24 protein-coding genes are annotated in these 26,779 nt (G+C 70.2%); 13 read left to right on the top strand and 11 right to left on the bottom strand.

Translation table 11 applies throughout. The features are described 5' to 3' along the window. The first annotated feature begins 1 nt into the window (after position 1). Entirely contained in the window at positions 2–898 is an 897-nt protein-coding gene (locus ACLL9L_RS08965; RefSeq protein ID WP_411284299.1) for a COX15/CtaA family protein, read from the top strand. A 51-nt stretch (positions 899–949) separates the two neighbouring features. On the opposite strand, the gene ACLL9L_RS08960 is transcribed toward ACLL9L_RS08965, so the two are convergent. After that, positions 950–1,942 (bottom strand): heme o synthase, encoded by a 993-nt coding sequence (locus ACLL9L_RS08960; RefSeq protein WP_411284298.1) that lies wholly within the window; start codon positions 1,940–1,942, stop codon positions 950–952. A gap of 203 nt (positions 1,943–2,145) precedes the next feature. Between ACLL9L_RS08960 and tkt the strand changes: the two genes are divergently transcribed. Genes tkt through pgl form a run of 6 tightly spaced genes read left to right on the top strand, consistent with a single transcriptional unit; the run spans position 2,146 to position 10,746 of the window. Next, positions 2,146–4,449: a transketolase gene (tkt, locus tag ACLL9L_RS08955; RefSeq protein ID WP_411284297.1), complete on the top strand. Its 2,304-nt coding sequence runs from the start codon at positions 2,146–2,148 to the stop codon at positions 4,447–4,449. Between the two features lie 28 nt (positions 4,450–4,477). Further along, positions 4,478–5,590: a transaldolase gene (gene tal / locus ACLL9L_RS08950; RefSeq protein WP_411284296.1), complete on the top strand. Its 1,113-nt coding sequence runs from the start codon at positions 4,478–4,480 to the stop codon at positions 5,588–5,590. Beyond that, complete coding sequence (locus ACLL9L_RS08945) at positions 5,587–7,242, top strand: glucose-6-phosphate isomerase (protein ID WP_411284295.1); 1,656 nt, start codon at positions 5,587–5,589, stop codon at positions 7,240–7,242. Before tal ends, ACLL9L_RS08945 begins: the two co-directional genes overlap by 4 nt. After that, positions 7,239–8,780, top strand: coding sequence for a glucose-6-phosphate dehydrogenase (zwf, locus tag ACLL9L_RS08940; protein ID WP_411284294.1), 1,542 nt, complete (start codon positions 7,239–7,241; stop codon positions 8,778–8,780). Before ACLL9L_RS08945 ends, zwf begins: the two co-directional genes overlap by 4 nt. After that, complete coding sequence (gene opcA, locus ACLL9L_RS08935) at positions 8,777–9,997, top strand: glucose-6-phosphate dehydrogenase assembly protein OpcA (RefSeq protein WP_411284293.1); 1,221 nt, start codon at positions 8,777–8,779, stop codon at positions 9,995–9,997. Before zwf ends, opcA begins: the two co-directional genes overlap by 4 nt. Next, on the top strand, positions 9,997–10,746 hold the full coding sequence (gene pgl / locus ACLL9L_RS08930; RefSeq protein ID WP_411284292.1) for a 6-phosphogluconolactonase: 750 nt from the start codon (positions 9,997–9,999) through the stop codon (positions 10,744–10,746). Before opcA ends, pgl begins: the two co-directional genes overlap by 1 nt. Before the next feature lie 303 nt (positions 10,747–11,049). Here the strand turns inward: pgl and ACLL9L_RS08925 are convergent, their stop codons facing one another. From ACLL9L_RS08925 to ACLL9L_RS08880, 10 genes are all read right to left on the bottom strand, one after another. Continuing rightward, the gene (locus ACLL9L_RS08925) at positions 11,050–11,400 is read right to left on the bottom strand and encodes an RNA polymerase-binding protein RbpA (RefSeq protein WP_411284291.1); all 351 of its coding nucleotides are present in this window, start codon (positions 11,398–11,400) and stop codon (positions 11,050–11,052) included. 12 nt (positions 11,401–11,412) lie between these two features. After that, positions 11,413–11,658, bottom strand: coding sequence for a preprotein translocase subunit SecG (gene secG, locus ACLL9L_RS08920; protein WP_411284290.1), 246 nt, complete (start codon positions 11,656–11,658; stop codon positions 11,413–11,415). 132 nt (positions 11,659–11,790) lie between these two features. Further along, positions 11,791–12,621: a triose-phosphate isomerase gene (gene tpiA, locus ACLL9L_RS08915; RefSeq protein ID WP_411284289.1), complete on the bottom strand. Its 831-nt coding sequence runs from the start codon at positions 12,619–12,621 to the stop codon at positions 11,791–11,793. Next, on the bottom strand, positions 12,621–13,832 hold the full coding sequence (locus ACLL9L_RS08910) for a phosphoglycerate kinase (protein WP_411284288.1): 1,212 nt from the start codon (positions 13,830–13,832) through the stop codon (positions 12,621–12,623). The genes tpiA and ACLL9L_RS08910 overlap by 1 nt, the downstream gene beginning before the upstream one ends. Positions 13,833–13,848: 16 nt before the next feature. Next, a complete protein-coding gene (gap, locus tag ACLL9L_RS08905; protein ID WP_411284287.1) occupies positions 13,849–14,853 on the bottom strand; it encodes a type I glyceraldehyde-3-phosphate dehydrogenase in 1,005 nt (334 codons plus the stop codon). Positions 14,854–15,062: 209 nt separating this feature from the next. Further along, entirely contained in the window at positions 15,063–16,040 is a 978-nt protein-coding gene (gene whiA / locus ACLL9L_RS08900) for a DNA-binding protein WhiA (RefSeq protein WP_411284286.1), read from the bottom strand. A 92-nt stretch (positions 16,041–16,132) separates the two neighbouring features. Beyond that, positions 16,133–17,098, bottom strand: coding sequence for a gluconeogenesis factor YvcK family protein (locus tag ACLL9L_RS08895; RefSeq protein WP_411284285.1), 966 nt, complete (start codon positions 17,096–17,098; stop codon positions 16,133–16,135). Then, positions 17,095–17,994 (bottom strand): RNase adapter RapZ, encoded by a 900-nt coding sequence (gene rapZ, locus ACLL9L_RS08890; RefSeq protein WP_411284284.1) that lies wholly within the window; start codon positions 17,992–17,994, stop codon positions 17,095–17,097. Before rapZ ends, ACLL9L_RS08895 begins: the two co-directional genes overlap by 4 nt. A gap of 25 nt (positions 17,995–18,019) precedes the next feature. After that, positions 18,020–20,053: an excinuclease ABC subunit UvrC gene (uvrC, locus tag ACLL9L_RS08885; protein ID WP_411284283.1), complete on the bottom strand. Its 2,034-nt coding sequence runs from the start codon at positions 20,051–20,053 to the stop codon at positions 18,020–18,022. Between the two features lie 62 nt (positions 20,054–20,115). After that, a complete protein-coding gene (locus ACLL9L_RS08880; RefSeq protein WP_411284282.1) occupies positions 20,116–20,559 on the bottom strand; it encodes a Rieske 2Fe-2S domain-containing protein in 444 nt (147 codons plus the stop codon). A 287-nt stretch (positions 20,560–20,846) separates the two neighbouring features. Here ACLL9L_RS08880 and ACLL9L_RS08875 point away from each other — a divergent pair, with 287 nt between their 5' ends. The 6 genes from ACLL9L_RS08875 to ACLL9L_RS08850 all read left to right on the top strand — a co-directional run bounded on the left by ACLL9L_RS08875 (position 20,847) and on the right by ACLL9L_RS08850 (position 26,755). Beyond that, complete coding sequence (locus ACLL9L_RS08875; RefSeq protein WP_411284281.1) at positions 20,847–22,070, top strand: branched-chain amino acid ABC transporter substrate-binding protein; 1,224 nt, start codon at positions 20,847–20,849, stop codon at positions 22,068–22,070. A 96-nt stretch (positions 22,071–22,166) separates the two neighbouring features. Then, positions 22,167–23,093, top strand: coding sequence for a branched-chain amino acid ABC transporter permease (locus tag ACLL9L_RS08870; RefSeq protein ID WP_411284280.1), 927 nt, complete (start codon positions 22,167–22,169; stop codon positions 23,091–23,093). After that, positions 23,090–24,796, top strand: coding sequence for a branched-chain amino acid ABC transporter permease (locus tag ACLL9L_RS08865; protein WP_411284279.1), 1,707 nt, complete (start codon positions 23,090–23,092; stop codon positions 24,794–24,796). The genes ACLL9L_RS08870 and ACLL9L_RS08865 overlap by 4 nt, the downstream gene beginning before the upstream one ends. Continuing rightward, positions 24,793–25,650: an ABC transporter ATP-binding protein gene (locus ACLL9L_RS08860; protein WP_411284278.1), complete on the top strand. Its 858-nt coding sequence runs from the start codon at positions 24,793–24,795 to the stop codon at positions 25,648–25,650. Before ACLL9L_RS08865 ends, ACLL9L_RS08860 begins: the two co-directional genes overlap by 4 nt. Further along, the gene (locus ACLL9L_RS08855; RefSeq protein WP_411284277.1) at positions 25,647–26,360 is read left to right on the top strand and encodes an ABC transporter ATP-binding protein; all 714 of its coding nucleotides are present in this window, start codon (positions 25,647–25,649) and stop codon (positions 26,358–26,360) included. Before ACLL9L_RS08860 ends, ACLL9L_RS08855 begins: the two co-directional genes overlap by 4 nt. Positions 26,361–26,464: 104 nt before the next feature. After that, positions 26,465–26,755, top strand: a complete 291-nt coding sequence (locus tag ACLL9L_RS08850; RefSeq protein WP_411284276.1) for a putative quinol monooxygenase — start codon at positions 26,465–26,467, stop codon at positions 26,753–26,755. The last annotated feature ends 24 nt before the right edge of the window (positions 26,756–26,779 follow it).

The following is a 26,779-nucleotide window of genomic DNA, read 5'->3' as shown; positions in this document are numbered from 1 at the left end:
AGTGCAGATCCCCGCGGTCCGACCCTCGCTCGTGCGCCCCGTCCTGCTGGCCAACCTCGTCGGCGAAGTGGCCATCGTCGTCACGGGCGGCGTCGTGCGGCTCACCGGGAGCGGGCTGGGCTGCCCCACCTGGCCGGAGTGCGTGCCGGGGTCGTTCACCCCGGTCCAACAACAGGCGGAGGGGTTCCACAAGCTCATCGAGTTCGGCAACCGGACCCTTACCGGCGTCGTCGGCATCCTCGCGCTGCTGGCCCTCTGGGCGGTCTTCACCCACCTGCCTCGTCGCCGCCCGCTGCACCTCGTGGCCCTCGGCATCGTCGTCGGTGTCCTCGTGCAGGCGGTCGTTGGAGGGATCACGGTCCGGACCGGGCTCAACCCCTTCACGGTCGCCTTCCACTTCCTCCTGTCGATGCTCATGGTCGTGCTCGCGACCATGCTCCTGCGCGGGGCGGAGGATCCGGAGCCCGGCCCGCGCGGGCTGCTGGTGCCCCCGCTCGTTGCCCGGCTCGGGTGGGCGACGTCGGTGGTCGCCTTCGTCGTGCTCGTCCTCGGCACGATCGTGACCGGCTCGGGTCCCCACTCCGGCGACGCCCTGCAGCCCGCCAGGACCGGCTTCGACCCGCGGTTCGTGTCCTGGTTGCACGCCGACACCGTGATGCTCTTCAGCGGCCTCGTGGTCGCCGTCCTCGTGGCGGTGAACCTGACGAGTGAGTCGTCACGCGCCAAGGCGACGTGGCGCACCGTGCTCATCGTCACGCTGGCGCAGGGACTGGTCGGCTACGTGCAGTACTTCACCAAGCTGCCCGAGGCACTCGTCGCGGTGCACATGCTCGGGGCGACGCTGCTCGTCGTGACCATGACGACCGGGATGCTCAACCTGCGCCGCAACCCGCTCTGAGCTCCCCCGCCCCTGCCGACCTCCCCCCTGAGCGCTCCCGCCCGGGACTGGTCAGCGCAGGATCGTCAGGTGGACCAACGGGTCGATGGCCACCCCGACGAAGAGGATCGTCAGGTAGGTGATCGAGAAGTGGAACAGCCGCATCGGCTTCAGCACCGAGGCGCCCGAGCCGAGCCGGGCGTGCCGCAGCAGGCGGTGCGCCTCGGCGATGAACAGGGCGCCTGCGACCACTGCGGCGACGAGGTAGACCCAGCCCATCCGGGCGACCGGCACGAGCACGAGCGACGTGACGACCATCGCCCAGGAATAGGCGACGACCTGCCGGGCCACGACAACGAACCGCTCCACGACCGGGAGCATGGGGACGCCCGCGGCGGCGTAGTCGTCCCTGAACTTCATCGAGAGCGGCCAGTAGTGCGGCGGCGTCCAGAAGAAGATCACCATGAAGAGGACCAGGGCCGACCACGACACGGAGCTTGTGACGGCCGACCAGCCGATGAGGACGGGCATGCACCCCGCCGCACCTCCCCAGACGATGTTCTGCGACGTGCGCCGCTTGAGCAGCACGGAGTAGACCCCGACGTAGAACGCGAGCGCCGCGAAGGCGAGCGCCGCGCTGAGCCAGTTGACCAACAGTCCCAGCCACACGGTCGACACCAGGGTGAGCGCGGCTCCGAAGACGAGCGCCGCCCGTGGCGTGATCGTGCCGGTGACGAGCGGTCGGTTGCTGGTGCGGTGCATCAACGCGTCGATGTCACGGTCGACGTAGCAGTTGAGGGTGTTGGCGGCCCCGGCCGATAGCGAGCCCCCGATGAGGGTCGCCACGACGAGCCACAACGAGGGCACTCCGCGCTCGGCGAGGAACATCACCGGCACCGTGGTGATGAGCAGGAGCTCGATGATCCGCGGCTTGGTGAGGGCGACATACTGCCCGACGACGAACGCGGGTCCGCGACCGCCGGGACCGGGCGCCGCCGACAGGTCGGCGCGGGGATCCAGGTCGGCGCGGGGGTTCAGGTCGGCGCGGGGATCCAGAGCGGTCACGACGTCCTTCGGGTGCGACGGGGCGGGTGGTGCAGGTGCTCGAGAAGTCTATCCCGGCTCCCGAGGACCGATCGCGGGGCGGGGTGCCGACCCCTGCCACCCACGCACACCGCCGAGAAGCCACGGCACCAGATGTTGTCGACGTCACGTCGGGGTCTAGGCTCGCAACGACCACCAAACCGGGTTCTGAAGGAGACGTCTTAGTGACCACCACATCGGCCCCACGCGCATCGAATCTCGCCAGACGCAGCGCAGACCTGCCTCTGCCGATCGCGACGAGGGCCGGCTGGGGCGACCTCGACGTCCGAGCGGTCGACACGGTCCGCCTCCTCGCCGCCGACGCCGTCCAGAAGGCCGGCAACGGCCACCCCGGCACGGCCATGTCGCTGGCCCCCGCGGCATACCTGTTGTTCCAGCAGGTCATGACCCACGACCCGTCGGACCCGTCGTGGCTGGGCCGCGACCGCTTCGTGCTCTCCTGCGGGCACTCGAGCCTGACGCAGTACATCCAGCTCTTCCTCTCCGGCTACGGCCTCGAGGTGAAGGACCTGCAGGAGCTGCGCACCTGGGGCAGCCTCACCCCCGGACACCCCGAGGTGCACCACACGAAGGGCGTCGAGATCACGACCGGCCCCCTCGGCAGCGGTCTCGCGTCGGCCGTCGGCATGGCGTTCGGGCAGCGTCGCCAACGCGGTCTGCTCGACCCCGACGCCAGGCCCGGCGAGAGCCCGTTCGACCACCACGTCTACGTCCTCGCCTCCGACGGGGACATCATGGAAGGCGTCAGCCACGAGGCCTCGGCGCTGGCCGCTCACCAGGAGCTCGGCAACCTCACCCTCATCTACGACCAGAACCACATCTCCATCGAGGACGACACCGAGATCTCGTTCTCCGAGGACGTCGCGAAGCGCTACGAGGCATACGGCTGGCACGTCGTCACCGTCGACTGGCGCAAGCAGGCCACGGTCGGCGACGGCGGGCACGACTACGTCGAGGACGTCGACGCCCTCCTCGAGGCGCTCGAGTCCGGCAAGGAGATCACGGACAAGCCGACGCTCGTCGTCCTCAAGACGGTCATCGCCTGGCCCGCACCGACCAAGCAGAACACCGGCAAGGCGCACGGCTCGGCCCTCGGCGACGAAGAGATCGAGGCGACCAAGAAGCTGCTCGGCTTCCCGGTGAAGCAGACATTCACCGTCGAGCGGCCCGTCCTGCGCCACGCCCGACAGGTGCTTCGGCGGGGCAAGGCCGCCCACACGGCCTGGGACAAGAGGTATACCGGGTGGCGCAGGGCCAACCCCGAGCGTGCCCGGCTGCTCGACCGGCTCGTCGCCGGCGACCTGCCGCAGGGACTCGAGCGTGTGCTCCCGAGCTTCCCCACCGACCTCGACAAGGGCGTCTCGACCCGGGCCGCCTCGGGCAAGGTCCTCGGCTCGCTCGCCGACGTCATGCCCGAGCTGTGGGGTGGCTCGGCCGATCTGGCCGAGTCAAACAACACGACGATGGAGGGTCAGCCGTCCTTCATCCCCGCGGGCCGCCAGACCACCGAGTGGCAGGGTGGGCCCTACGGCCGCACGCTCCACTTCGGCATCCGTGAGTTCGGCATGGGCTGCATCCTCAACGGCATCGCCCTCGAGGGACTGACCAAACCCTACGGTGGCACGTTCCTCGTCTTCTCCGACTACATGCGCGGCGCCGTGCGGCTGGCGGCGATCCAGAAGCTGCCGGTGACGTTCGTGTGGACCCACGACTCCATCGGCCTCGGCGAGGACGGCCCGACGCACCAGCCGGTCGAGCACCTCGCGGCCCTGAGGGCCATCCCCGGCCTCGACGTCGTGCGCCCCGCCGACGCCAACGAGACCGCGGTGGTGTGGGCCACGATCCTGCGCAACGCCCGCCCGGCCGGACTGGCCCTCACCCGCCAGAACCTCCCGGTCTTCGACCGGAAGGCGTTCGCCAGGGCGAGTGGAGCGGCCAAGGGCGCCTATGTGCTCGTCGACGGCGGCGAGAACGGCAAGGAGTCGCCCGACGTCATCCTCATCGCGACCGGTTCCGAGGTCAGCCTCGCCGTCGAGGCGCGGGCGAAGCTCGAGAAGTCGGGCATCCGCACCCGCGTCGTGTCGATGCCGTGCCGCGAGTGGTTCGAGGAGCAGACCAGGGCCTACCAGCAGAAGGTCCTGCCCCCGGCCGTCCGGGCACGGGTCAGCATCGAGGCGGCCGTGTCCTTCGGCTGGCACGACGTCGTCGGGGACGCCGGGCGGTGCATCAGCCTCGAGCACTTCGGCGCCTCCGCGGACTACAAGAGGCTGTATGCCGAGTTCGGCCTCACGGCGGACGCCACCGTCAAGGCCGCGAAGGACTCGATCAAGGCCGCAGGCAGGACCGGCGTCGCTCCCGGCATCACCGAGACCAACCCGCGCAAGCGCACCGACCCCGCGCAGACCGACACCGGCGCCGGGAAGTCCGCGGCAACGAAGAGCGCGGCCTCCAGGTCGTCCGCCCGATAACAGCCAGCCACCAACCGGAAGTGACATCATGAGCAACCCCAACCTCCAAGCCCTGTCCGACGCCGGCGTCTCCATCTGGCTCGACGACCTCTCCCGCGAGCGGCTGCGGTCCGGCAACCTCAAGGAGCTCATCGACACCAAGAACGTCGCCGGCGTGACGACCAACCCGTCGATCTTCCAGGCGGCCCTGGCCAAGGGCGACGCCTACGACGCCCAGCTCGACGAGCTCCGCGAGGCCGGCACGAACGTCGAGGACGCCGTCTTCGCCCTGACCACATCTGACGTGCGCGACGCCTGCGACCTCTTCCGGCCGGTCTTCGAGCGGACCGGTGGTGAGGACGGCCGGGTCTCGATCGAGGTCGACCCGCGGCTGGCCCACGACACCGGGAAGACCTCCGAGGAGGCCGGCAGGCTGAGCGACGAGGTCGACCGTCCGCAGGTGTTCATCAAGATCCCCGCGACCCGCGAAGGACTGTCGTCGATCAGCGCGACGTTGGCCCGCGGCATCAGCGTGAACGTCACGCTGATCTTTGCCCTCGATCGCTACCGCGCCGTGATGAACGCCTACCTCGACGGACTCGAGCAGGCCACCGCCAACGGTCACGACCTGTCCGGCATTCGTTCTGTCGCCTCGTTCTTCGTCTCGCGCGTCGACACCGAGGTCGACAAGCGGCTCGACGCCATCGGGACCGACGAGGCGAGGTCCCTCAAGGGCCAGGCGGGCATCGCCAACGCCAGGCTGGCCTACCAGGCCTACGAGGAGGTCTTCTCCACGCCCCGCTGGCAGACGCTCGCGGCCAGGGGCGCGCACCCGCAGCGTCCGCTGTGGGCCTCGACCGGCGTCAAGGACCCGGCCTACCGCGACACGATGTACGTCACGGACCTCGTCGCGCCCGGGGTCGTCAACACGATGCCGGAGAAGACCCTCGACGCCGCAGCCGACCACGGCGTAGTGACCGGTGACACCATCACCGGCCACTACGCGGACGCCCAGAAGGTCCTCGACGACCTGTCCGCCGTCGGGATCTCCTACACCGATGTCGTCGCCCTCCTGGAGAAGGAGGGCGTCGAGAAGTTCGAGAAGTCCTGGAGGGACCTCCTGGAGCAGGTCTCGGCCGACCTCGCCAAGGCCACGGCGTGAGCGCTCTGTCCGTCACCGCCTCCGGGCCGGCAGCGGACGCGATCGCCGCTCACGTGCCCGCCCTCGTGGAGGCCGGCTTCGCATCGAAGCTGTTCGACCGGGACCCGACCCTCTGGGGTCCCGATGCCGAGTCGGAGTCGAGGATCCGGCTCTCGTGGGTCGGCCTGCCCCGCAGCTCCCGGCCCCTCGTCGGTGAGGTGGCCGCGCTGCGTGACCACCTCGCCTCCCTGGGCCTGGACCACGTCGTCCTCTGCGGGATGGGCGGCTCGTCCCTGGCGCCCGAGGTCATCTGCGCCACGGCCGGCCGCGAGATCACCATCCTCGACTCCTCCGACCCCGACTACGTCCGGGCAGCACTGGGAGACCGGCTCGAGCGGACCGTCGTCGTCGTCTCGAGCAAGTCGGGCTCCACCGTCGAGACCGACTCCCAGCGCCGGGCCTACGAGGGCGCGTTCACGGCGGCCGGCCTCGACCCGAGCGAGCGGATCGTCATCGTCACCGACCCCGGGAGCCCCCTCGACGGGGACGCCCGTGCCGCCGGCTACCGCGTCATCAACGCCGACCCCGACGTCGGCGGTCGCTACTCCGCGCTGACCGCGTTCGGTCTCGTGCCGAGCGGTCTGGCCGGCGTCGACATCGAGGCGCTGCTGGACGACGCCGAGTCGGTGGCCGATCTGCTCGCCGCCAACGACGATGCCAACCCGGGCCTGCGTCTCGCCGCGGCCATCGCCGGCACGCAACCCCTGCGCGACAAGCTCGTCCTCGTCGACAACGGCTCCGGCATCGCCGGATTCGCGGACTGGGCCGAGCAGCTCATCGCCGAGTCGACCGGCAAGAACGGCACCGGCATCCTGCCGGTCGTCGTGACGGACGACGGCGACCCCGAGGTCCAGCACCCGGCGGCCGACGTCACCGTGGCGCGACTGGTCGGGTTCGACTCCGACGACGACGAAATCGACGAGGACGCCGAGCCGGACGGCTCCCGGGCCGAGGTGCACGTCGGGGGGTCCCTCGGCGCCCAGCTGCTGCTCTGGGAGGTGGCCACGGCCGCCGCGGGCGCCATCCTCGGCATCAACCCCTTCGACCAGCCCGACGTCGAGAGCGCCAAGAAGGCCGCCCGGTCGCTGCTGGGCCAGGACGCCGGCAAGGGCGCCGAGCCCGCCGCGACGGACGGCGCCATCGAGATCCGTTCGCTCGGCGGGGACTGGCTCGGCGACGCGACGAGCGTGCCGGACGCCCTCGACGCGCTCTTCGCGCAGCTCGATCCCGAGCACGGCTACGTCGCGATCATGGCCTACCTCGACCGGCTCGCCGACGCGTCCCTCGCCCGGTCACGACGGGCGGTGGCGGTGCGCACCGGCCGCCCCACGACGTTCGGCTGGGGGCCCCGCTTCCTGCACTCGACCGGCCAGTTCCACAAGGGTGGCCCCGCCGTCGGCGTCTACCTCCAGGTCACCACGAACCCCCACGAGGACCTCGCCGTCCCCGGTCGGGAGTTCACCTTCGGTGACTTCATCGCGGCCCAGGCCGGTGGGGACGCCGCGGTCCTGGCCGACCACGGGCGCCCGGTCCTGCGCCTGCACCTCAGCGACCACGACGCCGGCCTGGCCCAGCTGAGCCAGGCCCTCGGCATACAGGAAGGGACCGCATGAGCCCCACCCGAGTCGCCGACGGAGCCAACCCGCTCCGCGATCCCCGGGACCGGCGCCTCCCCCGGATCGCCGGCCCCTGCGGCATGGTGCTCTTCGGGGTGACCGGTGACCTGTCGCGCAAGAAGCTGATGCCGGCGATCTACGACCTCGCCAACCGGGGCCTGCTGCCGCCGGGCTTCTCGCTCGTCGGTTTCGCCCGTCGCGACTGGGCCGACCAGGACTTCGGCCAGGTCGTCTACGAGTCCGTCAAGGAGTATGCCCGCACCCCCTTCCGGGAGGACGTGTGGCGCAACCTCGCTGAGGGATTCCGTTTCGTGCCAGGCACGTTCGACGACCCCAACGGGTTCGACCTGCTCGCCGAGACCGTCCACGCCCTCGAGCACCAGCGCGGCACGGGGGGGAACCTCGCGTTCTACCTCTCCATCCCACCCGGCAACTTCGCCCAGGTCTGCGAGCAGCTGCAGCGCTCCGGGCTGGCCACGACGGAGGACCAGAGCTGGCGGCGCGTCGTCATCGAGAAGCCGTTCGGTCACGACCTCAGGAGCGCGCAGGAGCTCAACGCCATCGTGCGCACCGTCTTCCCGGCCGACTCCGTGTTCCGGATCGACCACTACCTCGGGAAGGAGACGGTCCAGAACATGCTGGCGCTGCGCTTCGCCAACCAGATGTTCGAGCCGATCTGGAACGCCAACTACGTCGACCACGTGCAGATCACCATGGCCGAGGACATCGGCATCGGCGGGCGCGCGGGCTACTACGACGGCATCGGCGCCGCCCGCGACGTCATCCAGAACCACCTGCTCCAGCTCCTGGCCCTCACGGCCATGGAGGAGCCGGTCTCGTTCAACGCCAGGGACCTTCGGGCAGAGAAGGAAAAGGTCCTCTCCGCGGTCAAGATCCCGCAGGACATCGCGGCCGACACCGCGCGCGGCCAGTACGCCAGTGGGTGGCAGGGCGGCGAGGAGGTCGTCGGCTACCTCGAGGAGGACGGCGTCGATGCCACCTCCACCACGGAGACGTATGCCGCGGTGAAGCTCGCGGTCGACACCCGCCGCTGGGCCGGGGTCCCGTTCTACCTGCGGACCGGCAAGCGCCTCGGCAAGCGGGTCACCGAGATCGCGGTCGTCTTCAAGAAGGCCCCGCACCTGCCGTTCGACGACACCGCGACGGAGGAGCTGGGCAAGAACGCCATCGTCATCCGGGTCCAGCCCGACGAGGGGATCACGATGCGCTTCGGCTCCAAGGTGCCGGGCAACCAGATGGAGGTGCGCGACGTGACGATGGACTTCGGCTACGGCAGCGCGTTCACCGAGTCCTCCCCCGAGGCCTACGAGCGGCTCATCCTCGACGTCCTGCTCGGCGACCCGCCGCTCTTTCCGAGGCATGAGGAGGTCGAGCTGTCCTGGCAGATCCTCGACCCCATCGAGCAGTGGTGGGGCAAGCACGGCAGGCCGCAGGCCTATCCCGCCGGCGGCTGGGGACCGGAGTCGAGTGACGCCATGATGGCCCGCGACGGCCGCACCTGGAGGATGCCGTGATCATCGACCTACCGAAGACCACCAGCGCGTCGGTCAGCAAGAAGCTGGTCCGTCTGCGCAACGACGTCGGCGCCATGACCCTCGGGCGGGTCCTCACGCTGATCATCGTCGTCGACGACCACCAGGCCGACGAGATCATCGAGGCGGCCAACGACGCGAGCCGCCAGCACCCCTGCCGGATCATCGTCGTCGTTGCCGGCAACCGGCGCGGGGCAAACCGCATGGATGCCCAGATCCGGGTCGGCGGCGACGCCGGCGCGAGCGAGGTCGTCGTCCTGCGGCTCTTCGGAGCACTCGCCAACCACGGGCAGTCGGTCGTCGTGCCGCTGATGCTGCCCGACTCCCCCGTCGTTGCGTGGTGGCCGCACGAGGCCCCCACCGACCTGCGCAAGGACCCGATCGCGCAGATGGCGCAGCGGCGCATCACCGACTCGGCCGAGTCGCCCAACCCGAAGGCGGCCCTGAAGCGGCTGGCCAAGGTCTACGCCCCGGGAGACACCGACCTCGCCTGGACGCGGATCACGTTGTGGCGTGGGCTCCTGGCCGCAGCCCTGGACGGACCTCCGTTCGAGCCGGTGACAGAGGCCGTCGTGGCCGGCGCCACGGACTCCCCGTCGTCCGACCTGCTCGCTGCGTGGCTGGCCCAGGTGCTCAAGGTCCCGGTCAAGCGGGTCCGCACCAAGGGCGGCACGGGCGTCATGAGCGTTCGCCTCGAGCGCGCTAGTGGCCCGGTCGACCTCGTCCGTCCCGACGGGGCCGTCGCGACGCTGTCACAGCCGGGACAGCCCGATCGCCGGATCAGCCTCAAGCGCCGCGGCGTCGCCGAGTGCCTGGCCGACGAACTGCGTCGTCTCGACGCCGACGAGGTCTACGCGGAGACGCTGACCCACGGGTTGGCCAGGCTCGGGGCAGCGACCAAGACCGCCAGCGAGGCGGCCGCTGACGGTGAGGCGCCGTCCGTGCCCGACTCGCGTCGTCTCGCGGCCAGGCTGGCCCGCAGGCCGTCCACCAAGGAGGCCTCCGAGATGGTGACGGCACCCCCGGCGCCCGACGGCGGGGACACGGCCACGGTCAAGAAGGCCACCGCCCACAAGCTCGCCGCCAGGGCGACGCCGCGGGAGAAGGAGCTCGCCTCCACCGCGGAGGCAGCAGAGCAGAAGGCGGCGACGAAGGGCAGCGCCCGCAAGAAGGCGGCCGCCCAGCCGGCGACCCGCTGATGACCGGCCGGCCGCGCGTCGTCGTCCACCGCGACAAGACGCTCCTCGCCGAGGCCTCGGCCGCACGGCTGGCCGTCGCGGTGCTCGACGCCCAGGCGGCGCGGGGCGGAGCCGACATCGTCCTCACCGGAGGCTCGATGGGCTCGGCCATCCTCGAGGCTCTGGGTCGCAGCCCGCTGCGCGAGGCCGTCGACTGGTCCACGGTGAACGTCTGGTGGGGGGACGAGCGCTTCCTCCCCACCGGCGATCCGGACCGCAACGAGACCCAGGCCCGCGAGGCGCTGCTCGACGCCATGCCCCTCGACCCGGCCCGGGTGCACCCGATGGCGGGCCCGGACACCTGCGGCTCACCCGAGGAGTCGGCCGAGCAGTATGCCGCTGCCTTGGCTCAGGGGTCCGGTGCGCCGGGCGACGTGCCCGCCTTTGACGTCGTCATGCTCGGGGTCGGCCCGGACGCCCACATCGCGTCACTCTTCCCGGGCCACGAGGCGCTGAGGGCCACGGGGAGCACCGTCGGTGTCCACGGGTCCCCCAAGCCCCCGCCGGAGCGGGTCTCGCTGACCTTCGAGGCCCTGCAGCGCGGCACCCAGGTCTGGTTTCTCGTCGCGGGTGCGGACAAGGCGGAGGCGGTCCGTCGGGCCCTCGGGGGCGCCAGCCGCGAGGAGGCGCCCGCCGGGTCCGTCCACGGCACCTCGGCGACCGTCTGGCTGCTCGACGCCGACGCGGCCGGCGAGCTTCCCGGCCGCTGACCCCCGCCGCTGACCCCCGAGGTTCGCCGGCACGCCCCCACGGGTCCGGTGCGCTGCCCACACCCGCGGGCACGGCATACGCGCCCCCGGCTGGCTCCTCCCACCCGCGCACGCCGGCCAGCGCCGCACTCGACCCGGCGCCGCACTCGACCCCGCGCCGCACTCGACCCCGCGCCGCACTCGACGCAGCGTCAACCCTGTTGACGCGGGCTGCAGGCAGCGTCAACCGGCTTGACGCCGCGTCAACCTCGCAGCGTCAACCTCACGAGGAAGCCAGACCACACCGCTCCTCGCGAGCGCGACCTACTGGATCAGCCCGCGCCCGCGCAAGGTTGCCAGCGCCTCGTCGAGGATCGCCTTGCCGTCGGCGTCGCTGCGACGCTCCTTCACGTAGGCGAGGTGGGTCTTGTAGGGCTCGACCTTAGGCGGGGCCGGGGGGTGGTCCTTGTCCTGGCCGGCCGGGAGCCCACAGCGCGGACAGTCCCAGGTCTCCGGCAGGACCAGCCCCTGCTCCTGCGCGAAGCTCGGACGGGTCTCGTGTCGGTTGGAGCACCAGTATGAGATGAAGACCCGAGGGGCGGAGTCGCCACGCTCAGCTTCGCCCATCGGCCCAGCGCCGACCCGACTGCCACGAATTGCGTTACCGCTGGCCATTCAAGCTACCTTTCAGGACGCGAACCGGGCGAGCAGCCCGAGTCCCACGACGGTGACGAACCAGACGATCCCCAGGGCGACGGTGAAGCGGTCGAGGTTGCGCTCGGCAATCGACGACCCGCCGAGCGAGGTGGACACGCCCCCACCGAACATGTCGGAGAGGCCACCGCCCTTGCCCTTGTGCATGAGAATCAGGAGGATCAGGAACAGGTTGGAGAGGACCAGGACGATCTGGAGGCCCAGTTTCACCGCGTTCACGCTCGGAGGTGTCCCATCTCGGGTCGATATCGGGTGAGTGCCACCCGCGGAGCGGACGGCCGTGGTCAGGATAACCCGCGCGGCGCGTGATCTCCCAACCCCGCGTCGAACATCGCCACGCGACAGCGCTGATCAGCCGGTCACGTGGTCGCGGTAACGGCAGATCGACGCGAACTCTGCCGGGTCGATCGAGGCCCCGCCGACGAGCGCCCCGTCGACATCCTCCTCCGCCATGATGGCGGCGATGTTGGTCGCCTTGACCGAACCGCCGTAGAGGATCCGGACCGCGTCCGCGACGTCCCCGGAGTAGAGCTCGGCGAGGAGGGTGCGGATCGCGGAGCACACCTCTTGGGCGTCCGACGGCGTCGCAACCTCACCCGTCCCGATCGCCCAGATGGGCTCGTAGGCGATGACGATGCTCCGGGCCTGCTCCTTGCTCACGCCGACGAGCGCCGCGCTGAGCTGGTCGAGCACGTGGGAGACCTGGCCGCCCGCCTTGCGGACCTCGAGCCCCTCACCGCAGCAGAGGATCGGGACGAGGCCGTGCTGGAAGGCCGCGCGCACCTTGTCGCCGACGATCTCGTCGCTTTCGTGGTGGTGCTCGCGGCGCTCGCTGTGCCCCACGGCGACGTAGGTGCAGTTCAGCTTGGCGAGGAAGGCGCCGGAGACCTCGCCCGTGAAGGCCCCTGCCGTATGCCGTGAGAGGTCCTGCGCGCCGTAGCGCAGCGAGAGCTTGTCCCCCTCGACCAGGGTCTGGACCGAGCGCAGGTCCGTGTAGGGCGGCAGCACTGCGACCTCGACAGCCGAGAAGTCGTGCTTGGCGTCGCGCAGGGTCCAGTCGAGCTTCTGGACGAGGTGGGTCCCCTGGAGGTGGTCGAGGTTCATCTTCCAGTTGCCCGCCATCAGCGGGGTCCGGCCCGATAACGCGCTCGCCTTCCCGGACCGTTCGGTGCGTGCAGCCATCAGTGGCCTTCCTCCTCGTCGAGAACGGTGAGACCGGGCAGCTCCTTGCCCTCGAGGTACTCCAGGCTCGCTCCACCGCCGGTCGAGATGTGACCGAACTGCGCGTCCGTGAAGCCCAGCTGGCGCACGGCCGCGGCCGAGTCCCCGCCGCCGATGACGGTCAGCCCCCCGGCCGCCGTCACGGCGACGAGCGCGTCGGCCAGCGCCTTGGTGCCGGCCGCGTAGGGCGCCATCTCGAACGCGCCCATGGGTCCGTTCCAGAACACGGTGCGGCAGTCGGCGAGCCTCTCGGCGAAGAGCTTCGAGGACTCCGGACCGATGTCGAGCCCCATCCGGTCCGCAGGAATGCTGTCGGCGTCGACGATGCGGTGGTCGGCGTCGGCGGAGAACGCCGCGGCGGCAACGACATCCACCGGCAGGACGATCTCGACGCCCCGCTGCTCCGCGTCGGCGAGGTAGCCCTTCACCGCCTCGACCTGGTCCTCCTCGAGGAGGCTGGAGCCGACCTCGTGTCCCTGCGCCTTGAGGAAGGTGAACACCATGCCGCCCCCGATCAGGAGGCGGTCCGCCGTCCGGAGGAGGTTGCCGATGACCCCGAGCTTGTCCGAGACCTTCGCGCCGCCGAGCACCACGGCATACGGGCGCGCTGGTTCGAGGGTGAGGCGGCGCAGCACGCCGACCTCCGCAGCGACGAGGGCCCCCGTCGCGTGCGGCAGCAGCCGCGCGACGTCATAGACCGAGGCCTGCTTGCGGTGGACGACGCCGAACCCGTCGGACACGAATACGTCGGCGAGGGCCGCGAGCTGCCCCGCGAACTGCGCCCGGTCTCCGTCGGTCTTGGCCGTCTCCCCCACGTTGAACCGCAGGTTCTCCAGCAGCACGACGTCGCCGTCGGCTGCGCCGCTGACCGCCGCCTGGGCCGAGCTCCCCACCGTGTCCTCGGCGAATGCCACCGGACGCCCGAGCAGCTCACTGAGGCGAGCAGCCACTGGCGCCAACGAGTACCTGGCCTCCGGAGCACCCTTGGGGCGCCCGAGGTGGGCGCACACGACCACGCGGGCGCCCGCCTCGGACAGGGTCTTGATGGTCGGGACGGAGGCGCGGATCCGGCCGTCGTCGGTGATCGTCGTGCCGTCCAGGGGCACGTTGAGGTCGGACCTGACGAGGACCCGTTTGCCGCGCAGGTCGCCCAGATCGGCAATCGTCTTCACGAGTTCCCTTCCGGGGTCAGAGGCTCTTGCCGACGAGGTCGACGAGATCGACGAGGCGGTTGGAGTAGCCCCACTCGTTGTCGTACCAGCCGACGACCTTGACCTGGTTGCCGAGGACCTTGGTCAGCCCGGCGTCGAAGATGCACGAGTGGGGGTCGGTGACGATGTCGCTCGAGACGATCTCGTCCTCGGTGTACTTGAGGAAGCCCTTGAGTGGACCCTCGGCAGCAGCCTTCATGACGGCGTTGACCTCGGCGGCGGTGGTCTCCCGGCCGGCCTCGAAGGTGAGGTCGGTCGCGGAGCCCGTCGGCACGGGGACGCGCAGGGCATAGCCGTCGAGCTTGCCCTTGAGCTCGGGCAGGACAAGGCCGATGGCCTTCGCGGCACCGGTCGAGGTCGGGACGATGTTGATGGCCGCGGCGCGGGCGCGGCGCAGGTCCTTGTGCGGGCCGTCCTGGAGGTTCTGGTCGCCGGTGTAGGCGTGGATCGTGGTCATCAGCCCCTTGACGATGGTGAACTCGTCGTTGAGGACCTTGGCCATCGGGCCCAGGCAGTTCGTCGTGCACGACGCGTTGGAGATCACCGTGTGCTTCGCGCCGTCATAGGCCTCATGGTTGACGCCCATGACGATCGTGACGTCTTCGTTCTTGGCCGGCGCCGAGATGATGACCTTCTTGGCGCCGTTGTCCACATGGACCCTGGCCTTCACGGCGTCCGTGAAGAACCCCGTCGACTCCACGACCACGTCGGCGCCGACGTCGGACCATTTCAGGTTGGCCGGGTCGCGCTCCTCGAAGACCTTGAAGGACCTGCCGTCAACGGAGATGCTGCCCTTGTCGGAGGTGACCTCACCCTCCAGCCGGCCGAGGATCGAGTCGTACTTCAGCAGGTGCGCCAGCGTGGCGTTGTCCGTCAGGTCGTTGACGGCGACGATCTCGATGTCGGCGCCGGAGGCCTGCACGGCACGGTAGAAGTTGCGGCCGATGCGGCCAAAGCCATTGATCCCTACGCGGACAGTCACAGTTCTCAAACCTTCCGGATGGTGGTCCATGTCCGGCGCCGCTCAGGCCGCATGGCAGCTGGCTGCGCCTCTCCTCGAAACCCTAGTGCCACGAGGTCGACGCGGTCAGGTCGGCCCGGCCACGCCGGGCCACTGGGAGGACACACGGCGGACGGTGTGCCGGGTGACGAGCACCCGGCACACCCCACCTCAGCGCGCTGCGGGTGGTGTCACTCGAGCATGTCGGCCGTGAGGTTGGCGTCCGTGCCCGGCAGGCCGTGGTCCTGGGCGCGCTTGTCGGCCATGGCGAGCAGTCGCCTGATCCGGCCGGCCACGGCGTCCTTGGTCATGGGGGGGCTCGCCAGCTGTCCGAGCTCCTCGAGGGAGGCCTGCTTGTGCTCCAGGCGCAGGGTGCCGGCCTCGCGCAGGTGGTCGGGCACCTCCTCGCCGAGGATCTCCAGCGCCCGCTCCACGCGGGACCCGGCGGCCACGGCCGCACGGGCCGAGCGGCGCAGGTTGGCGTCGTCGAAGTTGGCGAGGCGGTTGGCCGTGGCCCGCACCTCGCGGCGCATTCGGCGCTCCTCCCACGCCATGACCGCGTCGTGGGCGCCGAGTCGGGTGAGCATCGCGGCGATGGCGTCCCCGTCGCGGATGACGACCCGGTCGACCCCGCGGACCTCCCGGGCCTTGGCCTGGACGCCCATCCGGCGGGCCGCACCGACGAGGGCCAGCGCCGCCTCGGGGCCGGGGCAGGTGACCTCCATGGCCGAGGAGCGGCCCGGCTCGGTCAGCGAGCCGTGGGCGAGGAAGGCCCCACGCCAGGCAGCCTCCGCGTCGTGGGCGGAGGCGCTGACGACCTTCGGCGGCAGACCGCGGACCGGGCGACCGCGTGAGTCGATGAGGCCCGTCTGGCGAGCCAGGGTCGCGCCCTCCTCGACGACCCGCACGACGTAGCGGCTGCCCTTGCGCAGCCCCCCCGCCGACATCACGAGGACCTCGGATCGATGGCCGTAGACCTCGGCGATGAACTTGCGCAGCCGCCGGGCGGCGTTGGCGGTGTCGAGCTCCGCCTCGACGACGATCTGACCCCCGACAATGTGGAGACCCCCGGCGAAGCGCAAGGTGGCCGCCACCTCGGCCTTGCGACAGCAGGGCTTCGTCACCTCGAGTCGGCTCAGCTCGTCCTTCACCTTCGCCGTCATCGCCATGCGGGCCATCCTGTCATCGACTGGCGCTGGGTGCGGCCCAGAGGCCGGCGCCTCCGGCGAAAAGCGCCACGCACTCCTGCGAACGGGTCACCTTAGCCGATCACGTCCCGGTAGGCGGCGGCCAGTCGGAGCGAGTCGTGCTGGCCCAGGGACCCGACCGCGGACACGGTCGACACGACGAGCTCGGCGCCGAGCCCGGCCGCCGCCGCACGCAGCACGGCCGGGTCGTCGACACAGCTCGGATCGGCGAGCACCACGTCGACCCGCAGCTCGGGCGCGTGCTTGAGCAGGGACTCGAGGTGGTCCTGGGCGCGGAAGCCCTTGGTCTCGCCGATGTGGATCTCGAGGTTGAGGTTGAGCAGCAGCCTCGCCGAGGTGGTGGTCAGGGCCTCACGCAGGCTGGGCACGAGGACGTGGGGCAGCACCGAGGTGAACCAGGACCCCGGTCCGAGGAGCACCCAGTCGGCGTTCCGGACCGCGGCGAGCGTCTCGAGGGGGCAGCCCGGATCGGCGGGCAGGAGCCGTACCCCCTGGACTGTGCCCCGGGACGAGGCGACGACGTGCTGGCCCCGCACGGTGACGAGCGCGTCGGGTCGCGTCGGGTCGTGCCCGAGGATGTCGGCCTCGATCTCGAGTGGGCTGCTCGCCATAGGCAGCACCCGTCCCCGGGAGTTGAGCAGGCGGCCGACAAGGTCGAGCCCGCCGACGGTGTCGTCGAGCAGGTCCCAGAGCGAGACGATGAGCAGGTTGCCGAGGGCATGCCCGCCGAGCGGTCCGTCTCCTTGGAACCGGTGCTGCAGGACGTCGCGCCAGGTGTGACCCCACTCGGTGTCGTCGCAGAGCGCTGAGAGCGCCATCCGCAGGTCACCCGGCGGCAGGACGTCGAACTCGTCGCGCAGCCGGCCGGACGATCCCCCGTCGTCAGCGACGGTGACCACGGCCGTGATCCGGTCGGTGATCAGCTTGAGGGCGGCCAGCGACGCAGCCAGGCCGTGGCCACCACCGAGGGCCACGACCCGGGGCTGGGTGAACCGCCGCTCCTCCGTCGGGCCCGTCACTCGCGGCCCAGGTCACGGTGGACGAGGAAGGTGTCGACGCGGTCGCTGGCGAGCCGACGGGCCAGCTGCTCGGCGACGGCGACAGACCGGTGCTTGCCCCCGGTGCACCCCACCGCGAGCGTGACGTAACGCCGTCCCTCGTGGACGTAGCCCGTGACGACCGGGTCCATCAGCGCGACGACCCCGTCGACGAAGGGTCCGGCGCCCGGCTGGGTCAGGACGAACTCCGAGACCGCAGCGTCCTGCCCCGTCTGCGCCCGCAGCGCCGGCACCCAGAACGGGTTGGGGAGGAAGCGCATGTCGTAGACGAAGTCGGCGTCGAGGGGGACGCCGTACTTGAACCCGAACGACATCACCGCCAGCCGGATCTGCGCCGCGCCCTCCCGCCGGAAGAGGGAGGTGATCTTGGCCGCGAGCTGGTGGACGTTGAGGCCGGAGGTGTCGACGATGATGTCGGCCTCGGACCGCAGCTCGCCGAGGAGCTCGCGCTCCTCGAGGATGCCGTCCAGGAGCCGGCCGTCGCCCTGGAGCGGGTGCGGGCGGCGGACGCTCTCGAAGCGCCGGACCAGGGCCTCGTCGGTCGCGTCGAGGAAGACGACGACGGGCCGGTGACCGGCTCGGGCCAGGTCCCGGACGATCTCGCCGAAGTCGACGAAGATGCCGTGGCTGCGCACGTCGACCACGGCGGCCACCCGGGGCGTCGTGCCGTCGGGTGCGCGCTCGAGGTAGGCCGCGTGCAGCTCGAGCAGCTGCGGCAGCATCTGCGGGGGCAGGTTGTCGACGACGTAGAACCCGAGGTCCTCCAGGACGTTGCCGGCGGTGGTGCGGCCGGCCCCGCTCATCCCCGTGAGGATCAGCAGCGGCTCCGCCTCGGCCTGCGGCTCGAACACGCTCACTCTGCTCCGTCCCTCGTCGTCCTGGTCATTCGAGCACCTCTCCGGTCGTCAGGTTGACGGCCGGGACCGCGGCGGACGCGTCCTGACCGAGGCGGGCCGAGACGGTCGCGGCGAGCGCGGGCCCGATGCCGGCGACCTCCACGATCTCCTCCACGGACGCCGCCCGCAGCTTCTTGACCGATCCGAAGTGTCGCAGCAACGCCTTGCGACGGGTCTCCCCCAGGCCCGGTATGCCGTCGAGCACCGAGGCGGTCATCGACGTGGACCGGCGCTGGCGGTGGAAGGTGATGGCGAACCGGTGCGCCTCGTCGCGCACCCGCTGCAGCAGGTAGAGACCCTCACTGGTGCGGGGCAGGATGACCGGGAAGTCCTGACCGGGGACCCAGACCTCCTCGAGGCGCTTGGCGAGCCCGACGAGGGCGACGTCGTCGATGCCGAGCCCGGTCAACGCGGCGCGGGCCGCGTTGACCTGCGGCAGGCCCCCGTCGACGACGACGAGGTTGGGCGGGTAGGCGAAGCGCCGCGGTCGCCCGGTGACCTCGTCGATCGGGCCCGAGGAGCGAGGCCCTCCCGAGGGCACCCGACCCTCGTCGTCGGCGTCCGTGTGGTCGGGGATCTCGAGGTCGCTCGCGCCGTCGCGGTCGCTGAGGTAACGCGTGAAGCGACGGGTGAGGACCTCATGCATCGCCGCCGTGTCGTCGATGGTCGCGGGCTGACCGTCGGGGCCCTGCGTGAGGGCGCCCCGGACGATGAAGCGCCGGTACTCCGCCTTGCGCACCAGCCCGTCCTCGAAAACGACCATCGACGCGACGACGTTGGTGCCCTGGACGTGGCTGACGTCGTAGCACTCGATGCGCAGCGGGGCCTCGTCGAGCTCGAGCGCCTCCTGAAGCTCGGCCAGCGCCAGGCTGCGCGCCGTGAGGTCGCCAGCGCGCTGGACCTTGTGGCGGGTAAGGGAGTGCTCGGCGTTGCGGCGGACCGTCTCCATCAGCGCGCGCTTGTCGCCGCGCTGTGGCACCCGCAGGTCGACCTGGGCCCCCCGCAGCCCGGACAGCCAGGCCTGCGCGGCGTCCCGCTCGGTCGGGAGCACGGGCACGAGCACCTCGAGGGGCACGGCGTCCGAGCCCTGGTCGCCGTAGACCTGTTGGAGCAGGTGCCCGACCAGCTCGGGCACGTCCTCGCTCTCCTTCTCGACCACCCAGCCGCGCTGGCCGCGGATCCGCCCGCCGCGCACGTGGAAGACCTGCACAGCCGCCTCGAGCTCGTCGTCGGCGAGCGCGAAGACGTCGGCGTCCGTGGCGTCCCCGAGGACGACGGCGGACTTCTCCAACGCCTTGTTGAGGGCGCCGATGTCGTCCCGCAGCCGGGCGGCGAGCTCGAACTCCAGCGCCGACGACGCGTCTCTCATACGCCGCTCGATGCGCTTGACGAACTTCGTCGTGTTGCCGGCCATGAAGTCGCAGAAGTCCTCGGCAATGGCCCGGTGCTCCGCCGGGGTGACCCGTCCCACGCAGGGGGCGGAGCACTTGTCGATGTAGCCGAGCAGGCAGGGCCGGCCGCTCGCGCTCGCCCGCTTGAACACCCCCGAGCTGCAGGTGCGCACCGGGAACACGCGCAGGAGCAGGTCCAGGGTCTCGCGGATCGCCCAGGCGTGCGAGAACGGCCCGAAGTAGCGGGTCCCCTTGCGCTTGACCCCGCGCAGCACCTGGGCACGCGGGAAGTCGTCAGCCAACGTCACGGCGAGGAACGGGTAGGACTTGTCGTCGCGGTACTTGACGTTGAAGCGGGGGTCGAACTCCTTGATCCAGGAGTACTCCAGCTGGAGCGCCTCCACCTCGGTCGCCACGACGGTCCACTCGACGCTCGCACCGGTGCGCACCATCGTCGCGGTCCGCGGGTGGAGCGCGGCGATGTCCTGGAAGTAGGACGACAGCCGGGGTCGCAGCGACTTGGCCTTGCCGACGTAGATGACCCGGCCGTCCTTGTCCCGGAACCGGTAGACGCCCGGGTCGACGGGGATCTCCCCCGGCTTCGGGCGGTACGTCGACGGGTCGGCCACGAATCCACTCTAGGTCGCGGGACCGACGCTCCCTCGCCAAGGGCCGCGGCCGGGGCTGCTCCTCAGGTGATGGTGATCGTGGCGCCGCTCACCGTGGCCGTCCTCGACCCGAGCGGGGCCTTGGCCGGGCTCTCCGCCGTCGGGGCGCCGGTGGTGATGTCGAAGTGGCTGCCGTGGCAGGAGCAGACGATCTGACCGCTCTCGACCTTGGAGACCGTGCACTGCTTGTGGGTGCACGTGGCGCTGAAGGCCTTGAACATGCCCGGCGTGGGTTGGGTGACGACGAGCTCATCGGCGAGGATGATGCCCCCACCCACCGGGACATCGGCCACCTTGACGACGGAGCCGGTGGACGACGTGGCGGAGGTGCCGCGGGCGCCGGGAGCGGCGCTCTCACCGCTGGCGGACGAGCCGCAGGCCGCCAAAGACCCGGCACCGGCGACCCCCACCCCGAGGACGCCGGCGGCGCGCAGGACCGTGCGGCGGTCCGTGGATTCGTGTGACATGGTCAGGCTCCTCGCCCGTGGAAGTGGTTCTCGTCTCAACGACACCGTCCGGGGTGGAGGTTCCCGGGCAACAGGGACAGACGTCCGGGAAGAGTCCGTGGTCGGGTGGGTCTGAAGAACTTTCTCCTCGTGCGGCAGACACGAAACACCACGGTTACACATAACGAGAGAGACACAGAGGGCGGGTGTCCACGTTGTGGACGCCGTCATAGCGTTAATGTGCGGAGCGCTCGCGGTTGTCGCGAGGGTCCTGCCTCTCGGTGGGACCGAACAACACAGGAGGAACTGTGCAGCAGCGTTCCATTGTCCGGATTGGTGTGCCGCTCGCCGTCGCGGCCCTCGCTCTCTCTGCCTGCGGCTCCCGCGGCGACTCAGGCACGACCGGTGGCGGCACGGGAGGCAGTGCCAGCAAGACCGTCAAGATCGGCGTCATCGCCCCGTTGTCCGGCGACCTCTCCGCCCTGGGCAAGGGCATCCAGCACTCGGTCGAGCTCGCGGTCAAACAGGCCAACGACACCAACGCGATCCCTGGCTGGAAGATCTCGGTTGAGGCCGTCGACGACGAGGGCAAGGCCGAGGTGGGCAAGAACGGTGCGACCAAGCTCGCCTCGGACGACCAGGTCATCGGCGTGGTCGGAAACCTCAACTCCAGCGTCAGCCAGCAGACCCAGCCGGTGTTCTCCTCCGCGAAGATCACCCAGATCTCCCCGGCCAACACCAACCCGAGCCTGACCAAGGGCGCCGACACGGCGAGCCCGAAGCGGGCCTACCCGACCTACTTCCGGACCTGCACCACGGATGCCGTCCAGGGTCCCTTCGCCGCCCAGTACCTCATCAGCAAGGGCATCATGAAGGTCGCCACGATTCACGACAAGAAGACCTATGGCCAGGGTCTGGTCGATGCCTTCTCCGCCGAGTTCAAGAAGGGCGGCGGCACGATCGTCGCGGCAGAGACGATCAACCCGGACGAGTCCAACTACCAGGCCGTGGTGTCCAAGGTCGCTCCGTCCGCTCCGCAGGCGGTCTACTACGGCGGCGAGTTCCCGCAGGCCGGGCCGCTCTCGCAGCAGATGAAGAACGCGGGGCTCAACGTCCCGCTCATGGGCGGTGACGGCATCTTCGACCCGAAGTACATCGACCTCGCCGGCGCCAACGCGACCAACGACCTCTCGACCTCGGTCGGAGCGCCCACCGACAGCACCCCGGCGGGCAAGAAATTCCTCTCGGAGTACCAGGCGGCTGGCTACGCCGACCCGTCGGCGGCCTACGGCGGCTACTCCTACGACGCAGCCACCGCCATCATCACCGCGATGAAGGCGACCCTGGCGAGCGCCAGCGACGTCAAGTCCGCCCGCGAGGCGACCACGGCGGCCGTCGGCAAGGTGAGCTTCGACGGGGTGACCGGCAAGGTCGCGTTCGATCAGTTCGGCGACACCACGAGCAAGATCCTCACGGTCTACAAGGTCACCGGCGGCAAGTGGGCTGCGGACAAGACCGACGAGTTCAAGTAAGCCGGACGACGACCAGCGCAGGGGCGGGCGGGTGCTCGCCCCTGCGTCGTCGGATCCGGGAGCCCGTGCGAACGAGGACCTAAGGAGCGCTGGGTAGTGGTCAACGACTTCCTGCAGCAGCTGGTCAACGGCTTGAGTCTGGGATCGCTGTATGCCCTGATCGCCGTGGGGTACACGGTGGTCTACGGCATCGTGCAGCTGATCAACTTCGCCCATGGCGAGGTGTTCATGATCGGAGCGTTCGGGTCGCTCGCCACGTGGACGGTGCTCTTCAAGGGCACGACGACCGTGTGGGTCCTGCCGGTGATGCTCGTCGGCGCCATCGTCGCCTCGGTGGGCGTGGCCGTGATCATGGAGCGGTTCGCCTACCGGCCACTGCGACATGCGCCCCGACTCGCCCCCCTCATCACGGCCATCGGTGTCTCGGTCTTCCTGCAGGAGGCGATCCGGCTCTTCTATCCGGGAGCCAAGAGCAAGATCCCGTTCCCACAGATCGAGTTCGTGACCGGCAACGCGCTCAAGATCGGGTCATTGACGATCCAGCGCGCGGCGATCTTCACCGTCCTCGCCCTGGCCGTCTGCGCCGCCCTGCTGTGGTTCTTCGTCAACCGCACCAAGCTCGGGCGCGGCATGCAGGCCGTCTCGCAGGACCCGGACACCGCCCGTCTCATGGGCATCAACGTCGACCGGATCATCGTCGTCGCATTCGTCCTCGGGGCGATCCTCGCCGGCATCGCCGGTGTCGCCCAGGGGCTGCAGAACAACAACATCGACTTCCGGATCGGCTTCCTCGCCGGTCTCAAGGCCTTCACGGCCGCCGTCCTCGGTGGCATCGGCAACATCCAGGGCGCGGTCGTGGGCGGCCTCGTCCTCGGGGTCGTCGAGTCGATGGCCACCCAGTTCATCCCCGGCCAGTTCGGGGGGTCCTCGTGGAAGGACGTCTGGGCCTTCGTCCTGCTCATCATCGTCCTCGTCTTTCGTCCACAAGGCCTCCTCGGCGCCCGGGTGGTGGACCGGGCATGAGCACTGACACCACGATCTCGACCACCGCCGCGCCGGCCCCCTCGTCCTCACCACGGGGATGGGCCATCGCCCTCGTCGGCGTTGTCCTCCTCGCTGTCGGGTGCTTCCTCTCGTGGAGCTACGTCGCGGACATCCTCGGTGACCTGTCGATCGACGGCTACCCCGGCTCCCTGCAGATCCTCGTCCTCATCCTCGTCGTCGTCGCCCTCCTGCTCCTGCTTGCCCACCGGGGCCCGCTGCGCCGGCTCGGACACTGGCTGGACACCACCGCTGCCCTGCGCGTCCTCGGGCTCGGCGCCGTCGCCATCATGGTCCTCACCGTGGCGGTCATCGCCCTCTCCAGCGGTGGCCTGATCAACGTCCAGCCGGGTGGGTGGTTGTCACTCGTCGGCGCCGGCCTCCTCGCCGGAGGGGCCTGGCTGATGCCCGTCACCGAGACCCGCGACATCCTGCGTGCCCGCGTTCCCGGGTGGTTGGAGATCCTCGTCATCGTGGCCATCATGGCCGCCGCCCTGTTCGGGGCCGCGTTCGCCCTGAACCAGAACGACGGGTCGATCTTCTCCCTCTTCCTCATCCTCGCCGGCACAATCGCCGTCGCGCTCGCCAGGGCCCACGCCTTCACGTGGGTCGGGGTCATCGCGCAGCGCCACCGGCGGGTCCTCACCCTCGGCGCCTTCGCCGTCGCGTTCCTGTTCCCGTTCACCCAGAACGGTTCCGACGCAAACATGTCGATCGCGACCCAGGTCCTCATCTTCGCCGCGACCGCCCTCGGCCTCAACATCGTGGTCGGCCTCGCCGGTCTGCTCGACCTCGGCTACATCGCCTTCCTCGGTGCCGGTGCCTACGTCGGCGCCACGTTGTCGACCTCGGCGTTCGCCACGATCGGGTGGAAGCCCCCCTTCATCATCGTCGTGCTCCTCGGCGCCCTCGTCTCGGCCACCCTCGGCCTGATCATCGGCACCCCGACCCTGCGGGTCTCGGGTGACTACCTGGCCATCGTCACCCTGGCCTTCGGTGAGATCTTCCGCCTCTCGGTCAACAACCTGGACGGCAGCAACGGCCCGGACCTGACGAACGGCCCGAACGGCATCCCCGCCATCCCCGACCTCGAGATCGGGGCGTTCAACTTCGGCGACACGCACCAGGTCCTCGGAATCACCCTGGGCCGGTTCGCGAACTACTACTTCCTGCTGCTCGTGGTCGCGGCGGTGATCATCACCATCTTCACCCGGCTCAACAACAGCCGGATCGGCCGGGGCTGGGTCGCCATCCGCGAGGACGAGAAGGCCGCCGAGGCGATGGGCGTCAACGTCTTCGGTCTCAAGATCTTTGCGTTCGCCAGCGGAGCGTTCCTCGCCGGCATGGCGGGCACGATCAAGGCTCATCAGGACGTCTCGGTGACCCCGGACCAGTACGTCTTCCTCGAGTCCGCCTTCCTCCTCGCGGCCATCGTCCTCGGGGGGATGGGGACGGTCGCGGGCGTCCTCGTCGGCGCGACGGTCCTCAAGCTCCTCCCCGAGAAGCTGCGGTTCGTCGCCGACTACCGACTGCTGATCTTCGGCCTCCTGCTCGTGCTGATGATGCGCTTCCGCCCGGAGGGGATCGTGCCCAGCCAGCGTCGCACGCTCGAGTTCCACGAGGAGGACGAGGGGCTCGCCGAGCGCATCGAAGCTGTCCATCTCGAGGAAGAGGCGACGACATGACCGTCACGCACGAGACCCCGACGCGGACCGCCCCGCCGCGGGGAGCCCTGATCCTCGAGGCCCGCGGCGTGATCATGCGGTTCGGCGGCCTCACGGCGGTCAACAACGTCGACCTCACCGTCCACCGGGGGGAGATCGTCGGGCTCATCGGCCCGAACGGGGCCGGCAAGACGACCTTCTTCAACTGTCTCACCGGCCTCTACAAACCGACCGAGGGGCAGGTGACCTTCGACGGAGCGATCCTGCCGCCCAAGCCACGAGCCGTCGTCATCGCCGGCATGGCCCGCACGTTCCAGAACATCCGCCTCTTCAACAACATGACGGCCCTCGAGAACGTCATGGTCGGCCGCTACTGCCGCACGAGCGCCGCGGCCCTGACCTCGGTCCTGCGCGGTCCGAAGTTCCGTCGCGAGGAGGCCGAGACCCGGGCGAAGGCGCAGGAGCTGCTCGACTTCGTCGGGCTCGGCCGGACCAGCGAGCACCTGGCCCGCAACATGCCCTACGGCGACCAGCGGCGGCTCGAGATCGCGCGGGCCCTCGCCACGGATCCCCAGCTGCTCCTGCTCGACGAGCCGACGGCGGGGATGAACCCGCAGGAGACCAAGCAGACGATGGAGCTGATCTTCAAGATCCGCGAGAGCGGGATCGCCGTCGTGGTCATCGAGCACGACATGCGGTTCATCTTCGGCCTGTGTGACCGGGTCCTGTGCCTCGTGCGCGGCGAGACGCTCGTCGAGGGGACGCCCACGGAGGTCCAGTCGGATCCTCGGGTCATCGAGGCCTACATCGGCACAGGAGACGACGACGAGGACGACGAGGGCCCCGAGACCAAGGACGGGGTGGTCGGCCCGTGACCGCGATGCTCGAGGTCCGTGACCTGCGGGTCTCCTACGGCAAGATCGAGGCCGTCAAGGAGATCAGCTTCTCTGTCGAGGAAGGCCAGGTCGTCACGCTCATCGGGACGAACGGCGCCGGCAAGACGACGACCCTGCGGACGATCTCAGGACTCCTGCGCCCCTCGGGTGGGTCGATCCACTTCCAGGGCAAACCGATCGACAGGACACCCGCGCACGAGATCGTCACCCTCGGCGTCGCGCACTCTCCCGAGGGCCGAAAGATCTTCCCCCGGCTCACCGTGGAGGAGAACCTCCTCCTCGGGGCCTTCTCCCGCAAGGACGGCGGGGTCAAGGCGGACCTCCAGGCTGCCTACGAGCTCTTCCCAATCCTCGGTGAGCGCTCGAAGCAGCCCGCTGGCACCTTCTCCGGTGGCGAGCAGCAGATGCTGGCCATGGGCCGGGCGATGATGAGCCGCCCCAAGTTGCTCATGCTCGACGAGCCGTCCATGGGTCTCTCGCCGCTGATGATGAAGCGGATCATGTCGACGGTGAAGACCCTCCAGAGACAGGGCACGACGATCCTCCTCGTCGAGCAGAACGCCCAGGCTGCGCTCAAGCTCGCCGACCGGGGGTATGTCCTCGAGGTGGGCAAGATCGTCCTGCAGGGTTCGGGCAAGGAGCTGCTCGCCAGCGATGACGTGCGCAAGGCCTACCTCGGCGAGGACTGAGGGCCGGGGGCTGCCCCGTCGGTCCCGGGTGACGAGGTCGGTCCGCATGCCACACTGCCCCCGTGGCCGTCCGGCCGCGCCAGCTCGAGTGAAGGATTCGTCTCATGAGCGTTCTCAATGTCGTTGCGCTGATCACCGCAAAGCCCGGGTCGGAGGAGCTGGTGCGCTCGACCCTCGCCGCCCTCGCCGAAGAAACCACAAAGGAGGAGGGCTGCCGCAAGTACGAGCTCTTCGCGTCCGCGGCCACCCCCGGCACGTTCGTGACGATCGAGGAGTGGGCGAGCCAGGCCGACTTCGACGGCCACCTGGCCTCGCCCCACATCGCCGCAGCGCTCGGCGCCACCGCGGACGCGTTGACGACCCCCCCGGCGATCCACCCCCTGCTCCCGGCCTGACCAGCCCGTCGCTCTGGCCCCGAC

The organism is Lapillicoccus sp. (assembly GCF_046595215.1).
Taxonomy (GTDB): Bacteria; Actinomycetota; Actinomycetes; order Actinomycetales; family Dermatophilaceae; genus Lapillicoccus.
This window is presented reverse-complemented; position numbering and strand designations above follow the sequence as displayed.

What these genes read in the sequence shown, in the direction of transcription:
- tpiA (WP_411284289.1), bottom strand. Translation starts at nt 12,621, where the DNA reads ATGGCTGCACGCACCGAACGGTCCGGGAAGGCGAGCGCGTTATCGGGC.
- ACLL9L_RS08865 (WP_411284279.1), top strand. Translation starts at nt 23,090, where the DNA reads ATGAGCACTGACACCACGATCTCGACCACCGCCGCGCCGGCCCCCTCG.
- ACLL9L_RS08850 (WP_411284276.1), top strand. Translation starts at nt 26,465, where the DNA reads ATGAGCGTTCTCAATGTCGTTGCGCTGATCACCGCAAAGCCCGGGTCG.
- tal (WP_411284296.1), top strand. Translation starts at nt 4,478, where the DNA reads ATGAGCAACCCCAACCTCCAAGCCCTGTCCGACGCCGGCGTCTCCATC.
- ACLL9L_RS08880 (WP_411284282.1), bottom strand. Translation starts at nt 20,559, where the DNA reads ATGTCACACGAATCCACGGACCGCCGCACGGTCCTGCGCGCCGCCGGC.
- zwf (WP_411284294.1), top strand. Translation starts at nt 7,239, where the DNA reads ATGAGCCCCACCCGAGTCGCCGACGGAGCCAACCCGCTCCGCGATCCC.
- ACLL9L_RS08925 (WP_411284291.1), bottom strand. Translation starts at nt 11,400, where the DNA reads ATGGCCAGCGGTAACGCAATTCGTGGCAGTCGGGTCGGCGCTGGGCCG.
- pgl (WP_411284292.1), top strand. Translation starts at nt 9,997, where the DNA reads ATGACCGGCCGGCCGCGCGTCGTCGTCCACCGCGACAAGACGCTCCTC.
- ACLL9L_RS08860 (WP_411284278.1), top strand. Translation starts at nt 24,793, where the DNA reads ATGACCGTCACGCACGAGACCCCGACGCGGACCGCCCCGCCGCGGGGA.
- whiA (WP_411284286.1), bottom strand. Translation starts at nt 16,040, where the DNA reads ATGGCGATGACGGCGAAGGTGAAGGACGAGCTGAGCCGACTCGAGGTG.